Raw genomic sequence first — 18,097 nt, 5'->3', positions numbered from 1 at the left:
GAAAGCGGCAACGATCACCGGGGCAGGACATCATGGAGGAGAACAGAACGTCATGGCGGTCCGAGAGATTCGCCTTTTCGGCGATCCCGTCTTGCGCACCAAAGCCGAACCGGTGGTCACCTTCGACAAAGAACTACGTGGCCTGGTCAAAGATCTCGCCGACACCATGCTCGAAGCTGGTGGCGCCGGCCTGGCCGCACCCCAGCTGGGTGTGTCGTTGCGGGTGTTCACCTACGACGTCGACGGCATCGTCGGGCATCTGATCAATCCGGACCTGCAGCTGTCCGAGGAGGAACAGTTCGGCCCCGAAGGGTGCCTGTCGATACCGGGCCTGGAGTATGACTGCGTGCGGGCCTACGGCGTTGTGGCGAAAGGGTTCAACGAGTACGGCGACCCCGTCACCATCGAGGGAACCGAACTCCTGGCGCGGGCTATCCAGCACGAGACCGACCACCTGGATGGCGTATTGTTCGTCGACCGCCTGGACCGCGAGACCCGCAAAGCTGCCATGAGGGCGATCCGCGAGGCTGAATGGGCCGGTCAGGAACCGCCGGAGGTGAAGGTGTCGCCGCACCAGATGTTCGGCCGCGCCACGTAGTGTGTTTACCTTCCACTGTCCCTATAGGGGCGGTGGTTGGGTCTTGCGCTGCCGTTCTGCGCATCTATGCCGGCCATCGGCGCGCCGATCAGCACGGCAGAGTCGCCCCCCGTTTGTGCGCCTGATCTCCGTTTGTGCGCCTGATCGTTTGTGTGGCGACGATCAGATGTAGGTGTGATGGCGACGCTGCTGGTCAGCGCGGGGGTTTGCTGCATCTGATCTCGCCTCGTGATGCGGACGGTTGGCGATCAGATGCATGATGCGCTCCTGAAAGCGGTTGTCGTGCATCTGATCGATCGGCGTGGTTGCCCGTTGGTGTCATGTGTTGTGGTGGCGGCCATCGGTGCGTGGGTGCATGCGTGAGGTTGCCGGGGCATGGGCCTGCTGGCTCAGAATTGCGGATAGGCCACCTCAGACGCGGTCTATCCGCAATTCTGAGCCAGCAGGCCCACGCTCAGGAGAGATCAGATGCACCAACCGCGTCGTCGCCCGCCGTCAACACGTCGTCGCCCGCATCTGATCGCCCCCTCGAAAAAGATCAGGCGTCAAAACGGAGATCAGGTGCACACAGGGGGGAGGTTTAGTCGTCGGCGACGGGTTCGCCGGTGGGCCCACGGGTGGCGGCCGCCTGCGTGATACCGCGTTCCTCGTCGGTACCGGGGATGACGTTGTCGAGGATCAGGCCGAGTATCGCGGCCACCGCCATGCCGGTGCTGCCGACGGTGTTGATCACGTCGCCGAGCCACTCTGCCCAGGATATGTGAACCTGGACGTCCTCGAAGAACGCCGGCACCGACAGTCCCATGAACAGGATGAACCCGATGATCATCAGGTTGCGCTGGCTGGTGAGGTCGGCCCGGGTGACGTTGGAGATGCCGATCGAGGCGATGAGGCCGAACAACGTGCAGTAGAGGCCGCCGACGATGGGTGGTGGAATCGTCGCGATCACGGCGCCGAACTTGGCGATCAGCCCCAACACGATCAACAGCCCGGCCGCGACGTACACCACCCGGCGGCTAGCCACCTTGGTCATGGCCACCAGGCCGATGTTCTCGGTGTAGCTGGTGGAGGCGAACCCGCCGAACATGCCGGTGGCGAAACAACCAACACCCTCGGCGCCGATACCGCGGTTGATCTGCTTCTCCGTCGGGTGATCCTTGCCCACCGCGCGGGAGATCGCGTGGTAGTCACCGAACGACTCGATCATCGAGGCGAGGAAGCCGGCCAGGGTGGCGAGGATGAAACCCAGACTGAACTGTGGCCAGCCCCAGGGCATGAAGATGCCGCCGTCACCGAAGTTCAGGTTGCGGATCCACGGAGCGTCGCCCAGTCCGTCGAAGCTGACGTAGGCCGGGTTGCCTTCGCTCAGTACGCCGATGGCGCTGAAGAACCAGGCCGACATGTAGGCGAGCAGTACGGCGAGCAGAATGGGGAACAGCGAGAAGAACCGCACCTTCGGGGCGAGGATCAACGCGAAGGTGAACGCGGCTGCGATGGTCAGCCCGCCGAACCACCAGTTGCCGCCGGCCATGGGGGCGCCGGCCTGGAACAGGGCCAGGCCGATGAGCGCGATCACCGGACCGATGACGACGGGGGTGATGTAGCGGCGGATCCGGCCGAACAGGCCGGTATATCCGAGCACCATCTGCAACACCGAGCCGGCGATGATGGCGCCGGCGATGTATTGCATGCTGACGTCGCCGCCTTGCGCGACCGTTCCGGCGATGATGGCGAAGAACGGGCCAAGGAACGCGAAGGACACGCCCTGGATGATGGGCAGCCGGGTGCCGAAACGGACCTGGATGAAGGTGGCGATCCCGGAGCAGATCATCACCGAGCTGACCAAAACGGCCATCTGTTCCGCGCTGAGGTTCATGGCGGGGCCGAGGATGAGCGGCACCGCGACGGTGGCGCCGAACATGGTGAGCACATGCTGGATGCCGAGCCCTAGGCTCGCTAGCGGCTTCGGAACGTCGTCGAGTCCGTAGTTCAGATCCACCGGCCGTGCTGGGGTGCCGCTCATGAGCCCCTCCTGTAGTCCCGTTCGCCACGTGGCCATGCCGGGCCGTGTAATGGGCATGCGGTATATCTCGTGGACAAGGAACGTACCGGTCGGGCGGGGTGCTGGTCACCTGGTGACATTCACGACATTCCTGCTGGTCCTCCTGGCACATTTCGCCATAGTGACGGGCGGACGTCGTGGCCTGACGTGGCGTAGCGTTGTCGCATGACGGATACCGCGGACACCGAGCGCGGCGACCATCCCCGTGAGCCCTATAACGGTCAGATCGCCGGGCCTGGTGAGCTGGCCGCCCGGCTCGACGCCAGTGGCTATCTCGCCGACGACGGTCTTGCTACGGCTGCTTTCCTGGCGCTGCGGATGGGGCGGCCGTTGTTCGTCGAAGGTGAGGCCGGGGTGGGGAAGACGTCGCTGGCTCGTGCGTTGGCGTCGGTCCTCGAGGCGCCACTGATCCGGTTGCAGTGTTACGAAGGCGTCGACGCGGCCCAAGCCCTCTATGACTGGGACTTTCCCCGCCAGCTTCTGCACTTACGGGCCGCCGAGGCAGCCGGCGTCACTGACGTGGAGCGGCTCGAGCACGAGCTGTACGATCGGCGGTTCCTGCTGGCTCGACCGCTGCTCCGGGCGCTCGAAGAGTCACCGTGTGTTCTCCTCATCGACGAGATCGACCGCGCCGACGACGAGTTCGAGGCGTTCCTGCTTGAGGTTTTGTCCGATTTCACCATCTCCATCCCGGAGGTCGGCACGGTCCGTGCGGACACCCCACCGATGGTGGTCGTCACGAGCAACCGTACCCGTGAGGTACATGACGCCCTGAAGAGACGGTGTCTATACCACTGGCTCGACCACCCCACCGTCGAACGCGAGATCGCGGTCATCCGGCGGCATCTTCCTGAGGTGTCCGAACGCCTCGCCGGCGACGTCGCACGCGCCGTGCACCGGCTTCGGGACGCCGACCTGCTCAAACCGCCGGGACTGGCCGAGTCGATCGACTGGGTGGCGGCGCTGGCGGCCTTGGGCGCCCACGAGCTGGACGGCGACGTAGCGGCCCGGACCCTGGGTGCGGTCCTCAAATACCAGGAAGACACCGAACGTGTCCGCACCCAGGTGGCCGACCTCGTCGGCGGATAGGACGGAGGGGCCGGGCAGGACACCAACACGTGAGCAGGACACCAACACGTGAGGAGGAGGCAGGCATGGAGACCGGCGACGCGGTCAGCGCCGTGGTGGCGTTCGCCGGGCAGCTGCGCAAGGACGGCGCCGCCATACCACCAACCCGGGTCCACGCGATGCTTCACGCGCTCGGTGAGCTGGGCGCGGACTCACTACGTTCGGTCTACTGGGCCGGGCGGCTGACCCTGTGTGCATCGCCGGAAGACATCGACCGCTACGACCGCGTGTTCGCCGACTTCTTCGCCGGCCGGACGCCGCGGCCCCGCACCCGGATTACGGTTGAGCCGTCGTACCAGCTGGTCGCCACCCCGGCCGACCCCAACGGGACGGGGAACGAGGAGCCAGACGATCAGCCGCGGCAGGTGGCCACCGCCAGCCGGCAGGAGATCCTCCGGCACCGCGACGTCGCCGATCTCAGCACTGCTGAACGCGCGGAAGTGCACCGGTTCATCGGGCTCCTGGCGCCTTCGGGTCCGCAGCGGCTGACCCACCGGATCCGTCCGGCCGCGCGCGGGACCGTCGATCCGCGCCGCACGGTGCGGGCGATGCTGCGCCACGGCGGCGAACCGGCCGAACTGCGTTGGCACCGACGAGCGCGCCGAAACCGCAAACTGGTCTTCCTCATCGACGTCAGCGGGTCGATGGCACCGTACGCCGACACGTTGTTGCGCTTCGCCCATGCGGCCTGCCGGGCCCGCGGCGGCACCGAGGTGTTCACCGTCGGAACCCGCCTGACCCGAGTGACCCGGGAGCTGCGTGCACGAGAACCGTCGGCGGCGCTGGCCGCGGCGTCGGCGATCATCCCGGACTGGCGTGGCGGCACCCGGCTTGGGGCCGAACTCAAGGAGTTCCTCGACCGCTGGGGGCAGCGTGGTACCGCACGCGGCGCCGTCGTCGTCATCGCCAGCGACGGCTGGGAACGCGGCGACCCGTTGCCATTGGCGATCCAGATGGCCCGGTTACGCCGGCTGGCCCGGCGGGTCGTGTGGGTCAACCCGCATCGTGGCCGGGCGGGTTACGTTCCCCGCACCGGCGGGATGCTGGCGGCGCTGCCACATCTCGACGATCTGGTGGCGGGGCACTCGCTGGCCGCTCTGGAACAGCTGGCCCGGATACTAGGTACAGACGAGCCGAGCGGGACGGCCCCGCCGGGAATGGTGGTCATCGATGCGTGAGGTCATGAAAGACCTGGTCGCGGCGGTCCGTTCGGGCCATCGGGCCGGGCTGGTCACCGTCGTCGGCACCTTCAAATCCGCTCCGCGGCCAGCCGGCACGGCGATGGTGGTCACCGACGCCGGTGAAGCGATCGGCAGTGTGTCCGGCGGGTGCATCGAAGGAGCGGTGTACGAGCTGGCCCGTGAGGTGATCGACGGCAGCGAACCCCCGTCGGTACAGCGGTACGGGGTGAGCGACGACGACGCCTTCGCGGTGGGTTTGACCTGCGGCGGCATCATCGACGTCTTCATCGAGCCGGTCGATGCGGCCACTTTCCCGCAGTTGGGGGAGTTGGCCCGGAGTATCGCCGAGTCCGAGCCGGTAGCGCTGGCCACGGTGGTGTCCGGCCCGGGCACGCCGGGTGCACACCTCGTCGTCTGGCCCGATCGGGTGGCCGGCAGTCTGGGCGGGGCGCGCCTCGACGACGCCGTCGCCGACGACGCCCGCGGCATGCTGGATCAGGGCGGCACCGGGGTCCGTCGTTACGGCGCTGAGGGCGAGCGGCGGATGGACGAGCTGGAGGTGTTCGTGCAGTCGTTCGCGCCGCCACCGCGGATGTTGGTGTTCGGCGCCATCGACTTCGCCGCCGCGGTGGTGCGCATCGGGAAGTTCCTTGGCTACCACGTCACCGTGTGCGACGCCCGGCCGGTGTTCGCCACCGAGCGCCGGTTCCCCGACGCCGACGAGGTGGTGGTCCGCTGGCCGCATGACTACCTCGCGGAGACGACGGTGGACGCCCGGACCGTCATCTGCGTGTTGACCCACGACCCCAAGTTCGACGTGCCGTTGTTAGAGGTCGCGTTGCGCACCCCGGCGGCCTACATCGGGGCGATGGGGTCCCGTCGCACCCACGAAGACCGAGTGGCCAGGCTCCTGGAGGCCGGAATCACCCTAGACGAGCTGGCTCGGATGGCGTCGCCGGTGGGGTTGGACATCGGGGCCCGAACCCCGGAGGAGACGGCGGTGTCCATCGCGGCCGAGATCGTCGCGGCGCGGTGGAGCGGCACCGGGCGACGGCTCAGCGAGTTGTCCGGCCCGATCCACCATGACCGGTGAGGTGTCATGACGATCGCGGCGGCGGGGCTGGTGCTAGCGGCAGGTGAGGGGCGACGTTTCGGTGGCCCCAAGGCGACGGTGCAGGTGGGCGGCAAGCGGATGGTCGACCACGCGGTGCGGCTTCTGGTGGACGGCGACTGCTGGCCGATCATCGTCGTCGACGGCGCGGTTCCGCTGCACGTGCCCGGCGCCCGGACAGTGCACAACCCGCAGTGGCGCACCGGGATGGCGTCGTCGCTGCGGGCGGGGTTGGAGGCGGTCCGCGACGAGCCGGTGAACGCGGTGGTCGTGACCTTGGTCGATCAGCCCTGGCTGGGTGCGGAAGCGGTACACCGGTTGCGCGCGGCCTGCGCCGGGGGAGCGTTCCTGGCGGTGGCCACCTACGGCGGTGAACGGGGCAACCCGGTGCTGCTGGCACGTCAGGTATGGGACGACGTGCTGACGCTCGCCGTTGGCGACGTCGGAGCCCGGGCGTTCATGAAAGCACACCCGGAGCTGGTGACCCCCGTGCCATGCGACGGTACCGGCCGCCCGGACGACGTCGACTACCCCGCGGATCTGCCTCCCACGTAGGCGCTGGTGCTGATCATGAGCTCAACAGCGGCGGCGTCACCGTGCGGGCGGGGTGCGGTTGGCCAGCTCGGCGAGGGCCGCGACGAAACACTCCGCCGGTGGTTTGACCAGGCCAGCGCCGACCTGGCCGGTGCCGGCGACCTTGCCGGCCATACCGGTGTTGATCTGCGGCAGGATGCCGGTACGGGCCACGAGAGTGATGTCGATACCGGTGGGCGCACCACGGAAATCCAGGATCGGGTACGCGTACGCCGGATTCTCCGCGACGGTGATCTCGTACATGAGCTGCGACGTATGCAACGCATCCGGAACGGTGCCGCCAACGAAGCGGACGATGGCCGGGGCCGCGGCCATGGCGAAGCCGCCGATGCCCATGGTCTCGGTGATGGTGGAGTCGCCGATATCGGGGTTGGCGTCGTCGGGCCCGAACGAGCCGAGGTACAACCCGTCGGGGGTGTTGGCCGGTGCGGTGAACCATTGGCTGCCGGTGCCGGACACCTGGATACCGAAGTCGGTGCCGTTGCGGGCCATCGTCGTCACTAGGGAACAGCCGTCGATACCGGCCGCGGCGGAGGTCTGGAGTTTCCCGGCCGGCATCACCAGGTTGAGGAAGAAGTGGTCGTTGCCGGACACGAACCGCACCACCTCGGCTACCTGGGCCGGTGGCGCGCCGCTGTCGATCAGATCCGGCAGCAGCTCGCGCAGCAGCATCAGCGTGCCCGCGCGGTTGCGGTTGTGGCCTTCGTCGCCCATCTGGATCATCTGCGCGATGATCGCTTTGACGTCGATCCGGCCGCGGCGCCGCACGGCGGTTTGTAGCAGCGGGCCGAGGACGTCGCGCATCCACCGCAGCCGCTCGATGACGTCGGGGGAGTAGGCGCCGTACCGCAGCACCTTGCCCAGGCCCTCGTTGAGCGAGCACCACGAGGTGGTGTTGTTGGCCTCGTCCCGCAGCTCGAACATCCACATCGACGCAGACACCACACCGGCCATCGGGCCAACGGCGCCGCGATCGTGGCAGGGCCCCAGGGACACGCCGGTGCCCGCAGCCAGTGCTTTCTCCGCTGCCTCGGGTGTTGCCGCCAGGCCCTCGAAGAGCATCGCACCGATCAACGCGCCGCGCATCGGGCCCGACGCGTGATCCCAGGTCAGGGGTGGTCCGGCATGGAGGAACTGGCCGGGCTGCAACCCAAGGACCTCGCGCGCGGGCCGGACATCGACGAGTTCGGCGGTGGAGGCGAGCATCCGCTGGACCGCTTCGGCGTTGGCGGCGTCGCGGCGAGGGTCGGCGAGGACAGCCGCGACGTGTTCGGCGGTGGCATCCAGCGGAGGGCGCCAGTCGACCGGGCCAACTTCGACGGCTTGGGCCCGCAGGGTCTCGGTGAACAGGTCGACACCAGCGGTGACAACCCGTGGCTCGGTGCTGAGCAGGGGGTGCGGTTGGGTCACGGTGTCCCTCCGGCGAGACGGACCGCCTCGCGAGCGGCGGCGGCGTTGGATAGATGGACCGACGCACCGGCTTCGGCGAGGGCGGTGGCCTGCCGGTCCAGACCCTGGGGGTCGTCGTCGGTTCCGACCAACCCGACGACGACGGCCGGCCCGGATCCGTTGCCGCCAGCCCGGGCTCGGGCGATGGCCGGAGCCAACTCGGCCGCCGGGTCGGGATGGGCGCCGTGCCCGAGCACGACGTCGAGCAGCACAACGGCGCACTCGGGGTCCGCGGCATCGGCGAGCAGCCGCTCGACCCGCAGCGAGCCGTCGATCATGGGGTGCGGCCGGCCTTGGGTGAGGGTGTCGTCACCGAAGTCGATCATCACGTGGCCGGTTCCGCGAAGGTCGTCGTCCACCACCCAGTCGGGACGCAGCGGAATGTTCGAGTGGATGGGGCCCAACGCCGCGCTGGCGATGATCATGGCTTCGTCGCAGAGGCTGCCCCCGGCGAACGAACCACGGATGTACCCCGGCCTGGGAGTAGGTGGTGTGGATGGCCGCCAGGTGCGTGGTTGGGGCCACGTGCCCCCGGCGGCCTCTACGACGCCGCGGGCCGCTGCCGTGAGGTCTGGTTGTCCCTCACCGAGCAGCGCGAACAGGACCGGCTTACCCAAGCCGGCGGCATGGGTGCGGACCGTCTCGGCCACCTCGGGTGCTGGTGGTTTGCTCACCACGGTGATCACCTCGGTGGCGTCGTCCGCTGCGAGCATGTCCAGTGCGGCGAGGGTGGACAATGCTCCGACGGCGCCCGAGAGGTCGCGCCCACCAACCCCAAGACAGTGGCTGATACCAACCCCGGCGGTGCTGACCAGGCTCATCACCTGCTGCGCACCGGTACCGGATGCGGCCACCAGACCGACTGGTCCGGGCCGCACCACGTTGGCGAAACCAAACCCGACACCACCAACCACCGCGGTGCCGCAGTCCGGGCCCATGACCAGAAGGTCGCGTTCGCGGGCGGCCTGTTTGAGCCGGATCTCCTGGTGGAGCGGGACGTTGTCGGAGAACACGATGACCGACACGCCGTGGTTGAGTGCGTCCATGGCATCGGCGAACGCGTACTGCCCGGGGGTGGAGACGAACGCCAGGGTGGCGTCGTGGCGGAGCACCGCGGCGCCCACCGTCCGTGGTGACGGCGCATCGCCGAAGCCGGTCTGGCTCGCCGCGACCCGTTGGGCGAGGGCTGCCTCGACGGCGGCTAGCGCCTGCCCAAGGGACCCGTCGTCGTCGGCGTGGACGGCCACGAGCAGATCGGTCGGGCGTGCCTCGGCCGGAGCGTCGAATCCCATGCCGGACAGCAGGCCGACGTTGAGTTCGGTAGCCATGGCCACCAGCGCGGCCCGCACCCCCGGGACATTGCCGACGGCCTGGCTGACCTGCATCAAGGACACTGAATCTTGGTAGACCCCGGCCCGGAGTTCGAGATGACGAGTCAAGGTGTGGCACTCCGATCGACGGGTGACGGGTGGACGGCGACCTCCAGCGCACATCGGACCCCCGCGTACAGCGCCGCGCCGGACGTGTGGCCCACGTCCAGAAGGCGTCGATAGGCGGGTAGCGGATCCGCGCCCGGAGTGTCGAGGGCGGCGAGCAGTGCTGTTAACGGGGGAACACCGTAGGCGTCGGCGGCATGCGCCAACAGGCCCGCAGACACGGCGGTGGTGCGGGTGAGCGGGTCGGCGGTATCCACCGACGCTGCCAGTTCGGTGGCCCGGCCGGCGCCGGCCGCGCTTAAGGTGACGAGGGCGCCGGCGAGCACGTCGTCACCAGCGGGGGTGAGCCCGGGCCCGAGCCCGAGCAGCCCACCCACGGCGGCGTCGAGCTCATCCCGGCCGCCACGCAGGGCTACGGCGAAGCGTTCGGTTGCCTGCCGGACCGCGGCGTCGAGCGTCGGCTCCGGGCAACGTGTGGCCTGAGCAGCGCAGCGTGCCGGGTGGGAGATGCGCAGTGGGGCGTCAGGTAGCCATCGGCCGACGGTGACCGACACCGTGGGTAGCCGCAACCACCCGTCGCCGATCACGGCGGGAGCGCCGGCGCTGACGACAGGCAATGGTCCGGCCAGGAGCATGGCCCCGGGGAGCCGGACGGCGTCGCGAGTAGCCAGGACCGCCAATGCGGGCTGGCCACCAGGAATGTGCACGGCCACCAGGCTGCGGGTGCTGGCGACGATTTGTCCGGTGCGCCGCGGGCCGAGCAGAACCGGCCGCAGCGCGGTGCCGACGGCGGCGAGTGCGGGGGATGGCATGGTCACCTCCTCACGTTGGCCACGAGATGACTCTGGGTTAACGCTGTCTTGAACGTAACTGGGGCGCTACGGTCTCCTGCATGGGAAATGTTGCCAACGATCCTGGCCTTGCTTCGCCGGAGTTGCCAGCGCCCGAGGCCGGGGCGCCGGCGATACCCGGGCTGACGGTCCGCAAAGCCATGGAGATGCCGGCGCTGGCCGGCGCACGCCTGGTGGCCGGTGCCGGCGGGCTCGATCGGGTGGTGCGGCGGGCCAACATCATGGAGGTCCCCGACATTCTGCCCTGGGTGAAACCCCACGAACTCCTGCTCACCACCGGGTACCCATTACGCAACACCCCGCAAGGATTCCCGGCACTGGTCACCGACCTCAACGACCGCGGGCTCGCCGCACTCGGGGTCAAACTCCACCGGTACCTCGACCGGCTGCCCGACCAGATGGTCGACGAGGCCGACCGCCTCGACCTTCCGTTGTTGCTGCTGCCCGACGCCGTGGGCTTCGACGACATCCTCAACCAGGTGCTCACCGGCGTGCTCAACCGGCAGAGCGCGGAGCTCGAGCGGTCCTGGGAGGTGCATCACGCGCTGCTGTCGGTCGTGCTGGCCGGTGGCGAGTTGGCCGAGTTGGCCGAGCGGGCGGCGTCGGTCCTGGACATGTCGGTGTTCATTACCACCGCCGACGGCCGGGTACTCGCCGCCGGTGGTGCGCCGACCGACCTGGACGCCTGGCGCGACACGGCGTGCTTCGACGAGACCGGCCGGTTCCGCACCGAATACGAACCGGGTGGTGTGCACCACCACGCCGACGTGCCGGGCCGGCACGCCGTTGTGCCGGTGGTGGCCGGGCGGGTGGATCACGGCCGGATCGTCGCCTTCACCCGTGACCGCGACCTCGACGAGAGCGACGTCAATCTGTTGGAACGTACCGCCACCGTGGCCGCGCTCGCGGTCAACAAACAGCTGGCGGTCACGGCGGTGGAGAGTAAGTACCGCGGCGACTTCCTACGCGACATGCTCGCTGGGCGGGCCGGCGAGCGCGAGCAGATCGTGGCGCATTGCGAGGTGCTCGGCTGGGACGTGGACCGCGACCTCGTTGTTGTGGTGGCCGAACTCGACCCGGGGCCGGGGCCGGCTCCGGTCACCGGTCTGGAGTTGCGCCCGGCCCAGGAGCGTTTCTCTACGGCGTGGCAGACCGTGGTGGCCCGGCGCGACGGCAAGGCGCCGGTGGTGGGTTTCGCGCAGGAGGTCGTAGCTCTACTGCCGGTGCCGTCGGGAGCCGACGTCGACGTTCTGATCCGCGACGTGGTGCGCGGGGTCACCGGTGACGGCGGGGGCGGGCGTCGTTCGTTTTCCACCGGTGTCAGCCGAGTGCTCGACGACGTGACCCGCCTGCCGGGCGGGTACGAGCAGGCCCGGCGGGCCGTCCACGTGGGCCGGCAGATGAACGGGCCAGGATCGCTGGCACACTTCGACGCGCTGCGTTCGTTCCGGCTGATCAGCCTGATCGAGGACCAGGACGAGCTGCGTGGTTTCGTCAAGGAGACGTTGCGTGACCTGGCCGCCGAGGCCGATCCGGACATGGCCGATCTGCGGCATACCTTGAAGGTGTTGTTGGACACCAACCTCAATGTGGCGGAGGCAGCCCGGATGTTGCACTTCCACTACAACACGTTGCGGTACCGGATCGGCAAACTCGAACGTATGGTGGGCGCGTTCACCACGGACCCGGAGCTCCGGCTGGACCTGGCGTTGGCGCTGAAGGTGCTCCAGATGCGATCACTCGACCATGACCACTGACGGGTACCCGGTGCCCTGTCCCGCGCCGCACACGGGGCATGGGTTGCCGACAGATTGCCGCCGGCGTCGGCAGATGATGCCCATGATCCGTCGATTCGAACTGCATAGGTTTCCTGCATCAGGTCTCCTGGGAAGAGGATGATCGCGTGAAGCCATCGCCGTTCACCTACCACCGGCCCGGCACCACCGAGGCCGCGGTAGGGCTGCTGACTGAGCTGGGCACCGACGCGAAGGTGCTGGCCGGCGGGCAGAGCCTGGTGCCGTTGCTGAACATGCGGCTGGCCGCACCGCCGCATCTGGTCGACATCAACCAACTCCAGGAGTTGAACTACGTCCGTGCCACCGGCACCAGCCCGGATGGTGCCGGGCCCGCCGTCGTGGTGGGCGCCGCGGCGCGGCACGCCGACGTCGAACGCGACCCTGCGGCACACCAGGCCCTTCCATTGCTGCGCCGGGCGCTTCGACACGTGGCTCACCCCACCATCCGCAACCGCGGCACCACCGTCGGCAGCATCGTGCATGCCGACCCGGCGGGCGAGATGACGGCGGTGCTGGCGCTGCTCGATGGGTCGGTCGAGCTGCGCTCGGCGAACGGTAGCCGCCGGGTTGGCGCCGCCGATTTCTTCGTCGGCCCCCTGGAATCGGCGGCCGAGCCCGGTGAGCTGGCGGTCTCGGCGACGTTCCCGGTGCCGCCCGGCCAGACCGGAACGGCATGGCTGGAGGTGGCGCGCCGGCACGGAGACTACGCGGTCTGCGGGGTCGGCGCGCTGGTCACCGTCGACGCCGACCACCGCGTCGTCGGAGCGCGGGCGGCCTACATCTCGGTCGACACCACGCCGGTGGTGCTCGATCTCCTCGACGCGGTGGGTACCGGACCGGCCGACACGGCCGATTGGTCAGCCGCGGGTCGGCTGGCCGCCTCCACGCTACGTCCCGACGCCGACATCCACGCCACCGCGGAGTACCGCCGTCATCTGGCAGCGGTGCTTACCGGCCGGGCGCTCACCGCGGCCGCGCTGGACGCACGCGGGCGCGGCGTCAACCACCACACCGGCGAGACGGAGGAGACCGCGTGACCGACATCCCCGCAGACGAGCCGCTGCACGAGGTGACCGTCGTGGTCAACGGCGTGCCCCGGGCCGCCGCCGTGCCCGCGCGCCGGCTGCTGTCCGACTTCCTCCGCCACGATCTCGGCCTGACCGGCACCCACGTCGGGTGTGAACACGGCGTCTGCGGTGCGTGCACGGTGCTGGTCGACGGCCGGCCGATCCGATCGTGTTTGCAGTTCGCCGTGATGCACGACGGCGCGCAGGTCACGACGGTTGAAGGGTGTAGTAGCGGCGATGGCGGGCTGGGGCCGGTGCAGCAGGCGTTCCGGGACTGCCACGGCCTGCAGTGTGGGTTCTGCACCCCCGGATTCGTCACCACGATCACCGCGTATCTGGATGAGAACCCGCAGCCGAGCGAGGACGAAGCCCGCGAGGCCATCGCCGGAAACCTCTGCCGTTGCACGGGGTATCAGAACATCGTCGCCTCGGTGCTCCGCGCCGCCGAACTGCGCGGTTCGACGGGGGAGGTGGCCCAGTGACCACCAGAATGCTCGGCGCCCCCATCACCCGGCGGGAAGACCCGAGGCTGCTGGCCGGACAGGGCCGCTACGTGGACGACATCGGTGCCGGTGCCCTCGAGGTCGCCTTCGTACGTAGCCCGCACGCCCATGCCCGGATCGTCGACATCGACGTCACCGACGCACTCGACGTCCAAGGCCTGGTGGCCATCTACACCCACGAAGACCTTCCCGGCCGGGTTGGCGAGCCGCTGCCCCTGCTGATCCCACACCCTGCGCTCACCCATGGCCGCACTCCGTGTGCGCTGGCCAAAGACGAGGTCAACCACGTCGGCGAGCCAATCGTCATGGTCGTCGCCACCAGCCGTTATCTCGCCGAAGACGCGTGTGACCGGATCCGGGTGTCGTTCGACTTCGACCCGCCCGTCGTCGGCATCGAGAATGCCCGCGACGGTGCCCAGCTGGTGCATGACGACGTCCCCGGCAACGTCGCCGCTCATCTCGTGCAGGAAGTGGGCGACGCCGCGGCCGCCATCGACGCGGCACCGAACGTCGTCGAACTCGACCTGGACATCGAACGCAGCGCGTCTATGCCGATGGAGGGTAAAGGCGTCTGGGCCCGCTGGGACTCCGACGACCGCAGCCTGCGCGTCTACACCTCCACTCAGGCGTCGACGTCGGTGCGAGCGGCCGTCGCCGCCAAGCTCGGCCTCGAGGCCGACCGGGTAGAGGTGGTGGCGCCGGACGTCGGCGGCGGATTCGGCGTGAAGATCGTTCATCCGTGGCCGGAGGAGATCCTCATCCCGTGGGCCGCGCTCACCCTCGGCCAGCCGGTGAAATGGACCGAAGACCGCCGCGAGCACTTCGTCTCCAGCGCACACGAGCGCGGTCAGCTGCACAAGGTGCGGGCCGGCTTCGACGACGACGGCCGGCTGCTGGGGCTCGACGTCACCTTCTGGCACGACAACGGCGCCTACACGCCGTACGGGATCATCGTGCCGATCATCACCTCCACCCAACTCCTTGGCCCGTACAAGCCGGGGGCGTACCGGGTGGAGTTCTTCAGCCTCTACACCAACACCGTCCCGGTCACGCCGTATCGAGGAGCCGGTCGGCCACAGGGCTGTTTCACCATGGAACGCACCATGGACGCCATCGCCCAGCACCTCGGCCTGGACCGCACCGTCGTTCGAGAGCGTAACTTCATCCAGCCCGCCGAGATGCCCTTCGACCACGGTCTGACGTTCCAGGACGGCCGGCCGCTCATCTACGACTCCGGCGACTATCCGGCGTCGCTGGAGAAGCTGAAGAAGCTGGTGGGGTGGGACGAGTTCGAGCAGTACCGCACGGCGGCGCGAGCCGAGGGGAGGCGGGTCGGCATCGGCCTGGCCTGCTACGTGGAAGGCACCGGTGTCGGCCCGTACGAAGGAGGGTTCGTCAAGGTCGAGACGGATGGCGGCGTCGTCGTCGCCACCGGGCTCACCACCCAAGGGCAGGGCCACCAGACCGCGTTCGCGCAGGTAGTCGCCGACGAGCTCGGGGTGCCGATCGACAAAGTGACGGTGACGACGGGCGACACCCGCCGCTTCAAATACGCCGTTGGCACCTTCGCGTCCCGGGCGGCCGTCATGAGCGGAAACGCCATCGCCGTGGCAGCCCGGCAGGTCCGGGAGAAGGCGCTGCGGGTGGCCGGTGAGGCGTTGGAGGCCGATCCGCGTGACCTGGAGATCGTCGACGGTGTCGTGCAGGTGAAAGGCGCCCCTGGTTCCAGCGTGCCGCTGGCCACCGTGGCCGTGCTGTCCAACCCGTTGCGGTACGCGTTCGACGAGGAGACGCAGCGGGCCACTCAGTTCGCCAGCCCGGCCGACCCGGACCGGCCACCGGTGGCCGAGGGAGACTCCCCGGGGCTGGAAGGGACGGGGTACTACTCGCCGCCCCGGTCCACCTTCGCCAACGGCATGCATGCCGTCATCGTCGAGACCGACCCGGACACCGCCGAGATCACCGTGCTGCGGTACTGCGTGGTGCATGACTGCGGCACGTTGATCAACCCGCGTATCGTCGAAGGCCAGATCCACGGTGGCGTCGCCCAGGGGGTGGGCGGCGCTTTGTACGAGCGGATGGTCTACGACGACGCCGGGCAACTACTCAACGCGTCGTTCATGGACTTTCTGATGCCGTACTCCACCGAGGTGCCGGCAGTGGAGACCGACCATCTGGAGACTCCTTCGCCGCTCAACCCGCTCGGCATCAAAGGCGCCGGCGAGGCGGGAGTGATCCCCGGATCCGCCGCGCTGGCCTCGGCCATCGAAGACGCCGAAGGGTTCCGGATCACCCGGATGCCGATCTCGCCCTCCGAACTGCACCATCTGCGCGTACAGCACGAGCTTGCGTCGTCCGCCGAGAAGGGTCTTGAAGCATGAAGATCACTGGTTCCGCTGTGTTGCACGCACCCCGGGAACGGGTATGGGAGGCGCTGAACGACCCCGCCGTGCTGGTGCGGACCATCCCCGGATGCCAGCGGTTGGAAGCGATCGGTCCGGACCAGTACCGGATGACCGTCGCGGCCGGCGTCGCGTCGATCAAAGGCACCTACGCCGGCGAGGTACGTCTGCAGGATCAGCAGGAGCCGGGGTCGTTCGTCATGGTCGCATCCGGGGCCGGTGCGCCCGGCACGGTGAGCGCCAACGTGCGGGTGACACTCAGCGAAAACGGCGACGGGACGCGGCTGGACTACGACGCCGACGCCATCGTGGGCGGCATGATCGGCGGAGTGGGCCAGCGCATGCTGACCGGCGTGGCCAAAAAGACCGCCGGGGAGTTCTTCACCGCCGTCGACGACGTGCTGACCGGAAAGGTGCCAACCGCGGCGGCGGCCACCGTCGGGGTGCCCGGCGTGGCCGCCGGACCGGAGGGGGCTGCCGGCGTATCTGCCGGGCAGCCTGGTGCCGCCATGCCTGGTGTATACGAGGCGCCGGGTGCTCAAGGTGGTGGTACGGATGTGTTGGGTGGCGAGTTCGGCCGGGGCATGCTGGTAGGCGCGGTGATCGCGTTGGCCGGAGTGGCGATAGGCGGCTGGATCGCCGGCCGCCGCTCGTAACCGCCCCCCGTTGTGCACCTGATCTCCGTTTTGTCACCTGATCGTTTTCTGCGGAGCGATCAGGTGCACGGACGACGTGTTTCGCAGAGTGTTGGTCGTCTGATCGATTCTGACGATGGCATCACCACGCGGATGGCAAAAGATCAGATGACAAAGGTGAAGAATCCCGCGGGGTTATGCATCTGATCGTCGGGCGTCCGAATGGTGGAGATGATCAGGTGCACGAAGTGCGCGGGTGTCCGGTGTAGACGCGGGCGTCGGCGCATCTGATCGCTCCGCAGAAAACGATCAGGAGCGGAAACGGAGATCAGGTGACACAGTGGGGAGTAGGAGGGACGTCGCATGCGAGCATTTACGGCGGCCGCGATCCAGGTAAGGCCGCGAGCCGAGCAGTTGACCCCGGAGTCGATCAAGGCGAACATCGACCACGCGGTGGAGTACGTCGAACGCTGCGTGGCCGACACCGGGGCCGACCTCGTGGTGTTGCCCGAGTCGGTGACCACCGGGTTCACCCCGGACTGTAGCCCGGAACAGCTCTGGGACCTGATCACGGACATCCCCGGCGGACACGCCGAGCCGTTCCAAGAGGTGGCCGACCGGTTGGGGATCTATCTGGTCTGGGGTGCTTACCAGCGAGGCGAGGACCGTGGCGTGGTCTACAACGCCGCCGCGCTGGCCGGCCCGGACGGCTCGATCCGCGGTGTCTACCACAAGACGCATCCCTACTGCACCGAGTTGCGCTCCCGCGGCGGATGGGTCACTCCGGGACATGACGTTCCGGTCGTCGACACCGAACTCGGCGGTATCGGCATGATCATCTGCTTCGACGGCGATTACCCGGAGTTGTCGAGGATCGCCGCGGTGCGGGGTGCGGAGGTGATCGTCCGGCCGTCGGCGTTACTGCGCTCCGCGGACATCTGGGAGTTGACGAACCGGGCCCGCGCCTACGACAACCACGTCTACGTCATTGGCGCCAACTGCACCGGCAGCGACCCGGCGGGGGTGATGTACTTCGGCAACTCGATGATCGTCACGCCGGTCGCCGAGGTCGTTGCCCGCGCCGCAACCCACGAATGCTGGATCTCGGCCCGCCTGGATCCGGAGGCAGCGTTGCGTTCGCTCACCCCGGCGTCGAGCATCGGTCAGGGTTTCGACCACCTCGCCGACCGCAACCTGGAGATGATCCGCCGGCATGCCGACGATCTCACCCGGGAGGCGGCGACGACGTTTCCGCATGCCCGCCCCTGACTGTCGAGTACGAAA

15 protein-coding genes are annotated in these 18,097 nt (G+C 68.6%); 11 read left to right on the top strand and 4 right to left on the bottom strand.

Going from position 1 to position 18,097, the window contains the following annotated elements:
- The first annotated feature begins 52 nt into the window (after nt 1-52).
- The gene (def, locus tag G8760_RS22595) at nt 53-598 is read left to right on the top strand and encodes a peptide deformylase (RefSeq protein ID WP_166355093.1); all 546 of its coding nucleotides are present in this window, start codon (nt 53-55) and stop codon (nt 596-598) included.
- Nucleotides 599-1,178: 580 nt separating this feature from the next.
- Here def and G8760_RS22590 read toward each other — a convergent pair.
- On the bottom strand, nt 1,179-2,621 hold the full coding sequence (locus G8760_RS22590) for a uracil-xanthine permease family protein (RefSeq protein ID WP_207782616.1): 1,443 nt from the start codon (nt 2,619-2,621) through the stop codon (nt 1,179-1,181).
- Between the two features lie 204 nt (nt 2,622-2,825).
- On the opposite strand from G8760_RS22590, the gene G8760_RS22585 reads away from it, so the two are divergent.
- The 4 genes from G8760_RS22585 to G8760_RS22570 all read left to right on the top strand — a co-directional run bounded on the left by G8760_RS22585 (nt 2,826) and on the right by G8760_RS22570 (nt 6,635).
- Nucleotides 2,826-3,749 (top strand): AAA family ATPase, encoded by a 924-nt coding sequence (locus G8760_RS22585; RefSeq protein ID WP_166355091.1) that lies wholly within the window; start codon nt 2,826-2,828, stop codon nt 3,747-3,749.
- 65 nt (nt 3,750-3,814) lie between these two features.
- Entirely contained in the window at nt 3,815-4,966 is a 1,152-nt protein-coding gene (locus tag G8760_RS22580; RefSeq protein WP_166355090.1) for a vWA domain-containing protein, read from the top strand.
- Nucleotides 4,959-6,062 carry an XdhC family protein gene (locus tag G8760_RS22575; protein WP_166355089.1) on the top strand — a complete coding sequence of 368 codons (1,104 nt, stop codon included), beginning with the start codon at nt 4,959-4,961 and terminating at the stop codon, nt 6,060-6,062. The genes G8760_RS22580 and G8760_RS22575 overlap by 8 nt, the downstream gene beginning before the upstream one ends.
- Before the next feature lie 6 nt (nt 6,063-6,068).
- Nucleotides 6,069-6,635, top strand: coding sequence for a nucleotidyltransferase family protein (locus tag G8760_RS22570; protein ID WP_166355088.1), 567 nt, complete (start codon nt 6,069-6,071; stop codon nt 6,633-6,635).
- 36 nt (nt 6,636-6,671) lie between these two features.
- Here G8760_RS22570 and G8760_RS22565 read toward each other — a convergent pair whose 3' ends face one another.
- The 3 genes from G8760_RS22565 to G8760_RS22555 are packed head-to-tail and all read right to left on the bottom strand — an operon-like array spanning nt 6,672 to nt 10,371.
- Complete coding sequence (locus tag G8760_RS22565) at nt 6,672-8,084, bottom strand: YlbE family protein (protein ID WP_207782615.1); 1,413 nt, start codon at nt 8,082-8,084, stop codon at nt 6,672-6,674.
- Complete coding sequence (locus G8760_RS22560; protein WP_246222657.1) at nt 8,081-9,508, bottom strand: AllF/FdrA family protein; 1,428 nt, start codon at nt 9,506-9,508, stop codon at nt 8,081-8,083. The genes G8760_RS22565 and G8760_RS22560 overlap by 4 nt, the downstream gene beginning before the upstream one ends.
- Nucleotides 9,509-9,558: 50 nt before the next feature.
- Nucleotides 9,559-10,371, bottom strand: a complete 813-nt coding sequence (locus tag G8760_RS22555) for an oxamate carbamoyltransferase subunit AllH family protein (protein WP_166355086.1) — start codon at nt 10,369-10,371, stop codon at nt 9,559-9,561.
- A gap of 80 nt (nt 10,372-10,451) precedes the next feature.
- Between G8760_RS22555 and G8760_RS22550 the strand changes: the two genes are divergently transcribed.
- The 6 genes from G8760_RS22550 (at nt 10,452) to G8760_RS22525 (ending at nt 18,082) form a co-directional block, all read left to right on the top strand.
- The gene (locus tag G8760_RS22550; protein WP_166355085.1) at nt 10,452-12,167 is read left to right on the top strand and encodes a PucR family transcriptional regulator; all 1,716 of its coding nucleotides are present in this window, start codon (nt 10,452-10,454) and stop codon (nt 12,165-12,167) included.
- 146 nt (nt 12,168-12,313) lie between these two features.
- Nucleotides 12,314-13,243, top strand: a complete 930-nt coding sequence (locus G8760_RS22545) for an FAD binding domain-containing protein (RefSeq protein WP_166355084.1) — start codon at nt 12,314-12,316, stop codon at nt 13,241-13,243.
- Complete coding sequence (locus G8760_RS22540) at nt 13,240-13,755, top strand: (2Fe-2S)-binding protein (protein ID WP_166355083.1); 516 nt, start codon at nt 13,240-13,242, stop codon at nt 13,753-13,755. Before G8760_RS22545 ends, G8760_RS22540 begins: the two co-directional genes overlap by 4 nt.
- Nucleotides 13,752-16,157, top strand: coding sequence for an aerobic carbon-monoxide dehydrogenase large subunit (gene cutA / locus G8760_RS22535; RefSeq protein ID WP_166355082.1), 2,406 nt, complete (start codon nt 13,752-13,754; stop codon nt 16,155-16,157). The genes G8760_RS22540 and cutA overlap by 4 nt, the downstream gene beginning before the upstream one ends.
- Nucleotides 16,154-16,834, top strand: coding sequence for an SRPBCC family protein (locus G8760_RS22530; protein ID WP_166355081.1), 681 nt, complete (start codon nt 16,154-16,156; stop codon nt 16,832-16,834). Before cutA ends, G8760_RS22530 begins: the two co-directional genes overlap by 4 nt.
- A 342-nt stretch (nt 16,835-17,176) precedes the next feature.
- Entirely contained in the window at nt 17,177-18,082 is a 906-nt protein-coding gene (locus G8760_RS22525; RefSeq protein WP_166355080.1) for a carbon-nitrogen hydrolase family protein, read from the top strand.
- Nucleotides 18,083-18,097 lie beyond the last annotated feature (15 nt).

This window comes from Phytoactinopolyspora limicola (assembly GCF_011320225.1).
Classification (GTDB): Bacteria; Actinomycetota; Actinomycetes; order Jiangellales; family Jiangellaceae; genus Phytoactinopolyspora; species Phytoactinopolyspora limicola.
The sequence above is the reverse complement of the archived record's forward strand: the minus strand, read 5'-3'. Positions and strand labels throughout refer to the sequence as shown.

Coding starts and splice junctions, on each gene's coding strand:
- def (WP_166355093.1), top strand. CDS start 53: ATGGCGGTCCGAGAGATTCGCCTTTTCGGCGATCCCGTCTTGCGCACC.
- G8760_RS22525 (WP_166355080.1), top strand. CDS start 17,177: ATGCGAGCATTTACGGCGGCCGCGATCCAGGTAAGGCCGCGAGCCGAG.
- G8760_RS22550 (WP_166355085.1), top strand. CDS start 10,452: ATGGGAAATGTTGCCAACGATCCTGGCCTTGCTTCGCCGGAGTTGCCA.
- G8760_RS22580 (WP_166355090.1), top strand. CDS start 3,815: ATGGAGACCGGCGACGCGGTCAGCGCCGTGGTGGCGTTCGCCGGGCAG.
- G8760_RS22555 (WP_166355086.1), bottom strand. CDS start 10,371: ATGCCATCCCCCGCACTCGCCGCCGTCGGCACCGCGCTGCGGCCGGTT.
- G8760_RS22570 (WP_166355088.1), top strand. CDS start 6,069: ATGACGATCGCGGCGGCGGGGCTGGTGCTAGCGGCAGGTGAGGGGCGA.
- G8760_RS22560 (WP_246222657.1), bottom strand. CDS start 9,508: ATGCAGGTCAGCCAGGCCGTCGGCAATGTCCCGGGGGTGCGGGCCGCG.
- G8760_RS22530 (WP_166355081.1), top strand. CDS start 16,154: ATGAAGATCACTGGTTCCGCTGTGTTGCACGCACCCCGGGAACGGGTA.
- G8760_RS22590 (WP_207782616.1), bottom strand. CDS start 2,621: ATGAGCGGCACCCCAGCACGGCCGGTGGATCTGAACTACGGACTCGAC.
- G8760_RS22585 (WP_166355091.1), top strand. CDS start 2,826: ATGACGGATACCGCGGACACCGAGCGCGGCGACCATCCCCGTGAGCCC.
- G8760_RS22575 (WP_166355089.1), top strand. CDS start 4,959: ATGCGTGAGGTCATGAAAGACCTGGTCGCGGCGGTCCGTTCGGGCCAT.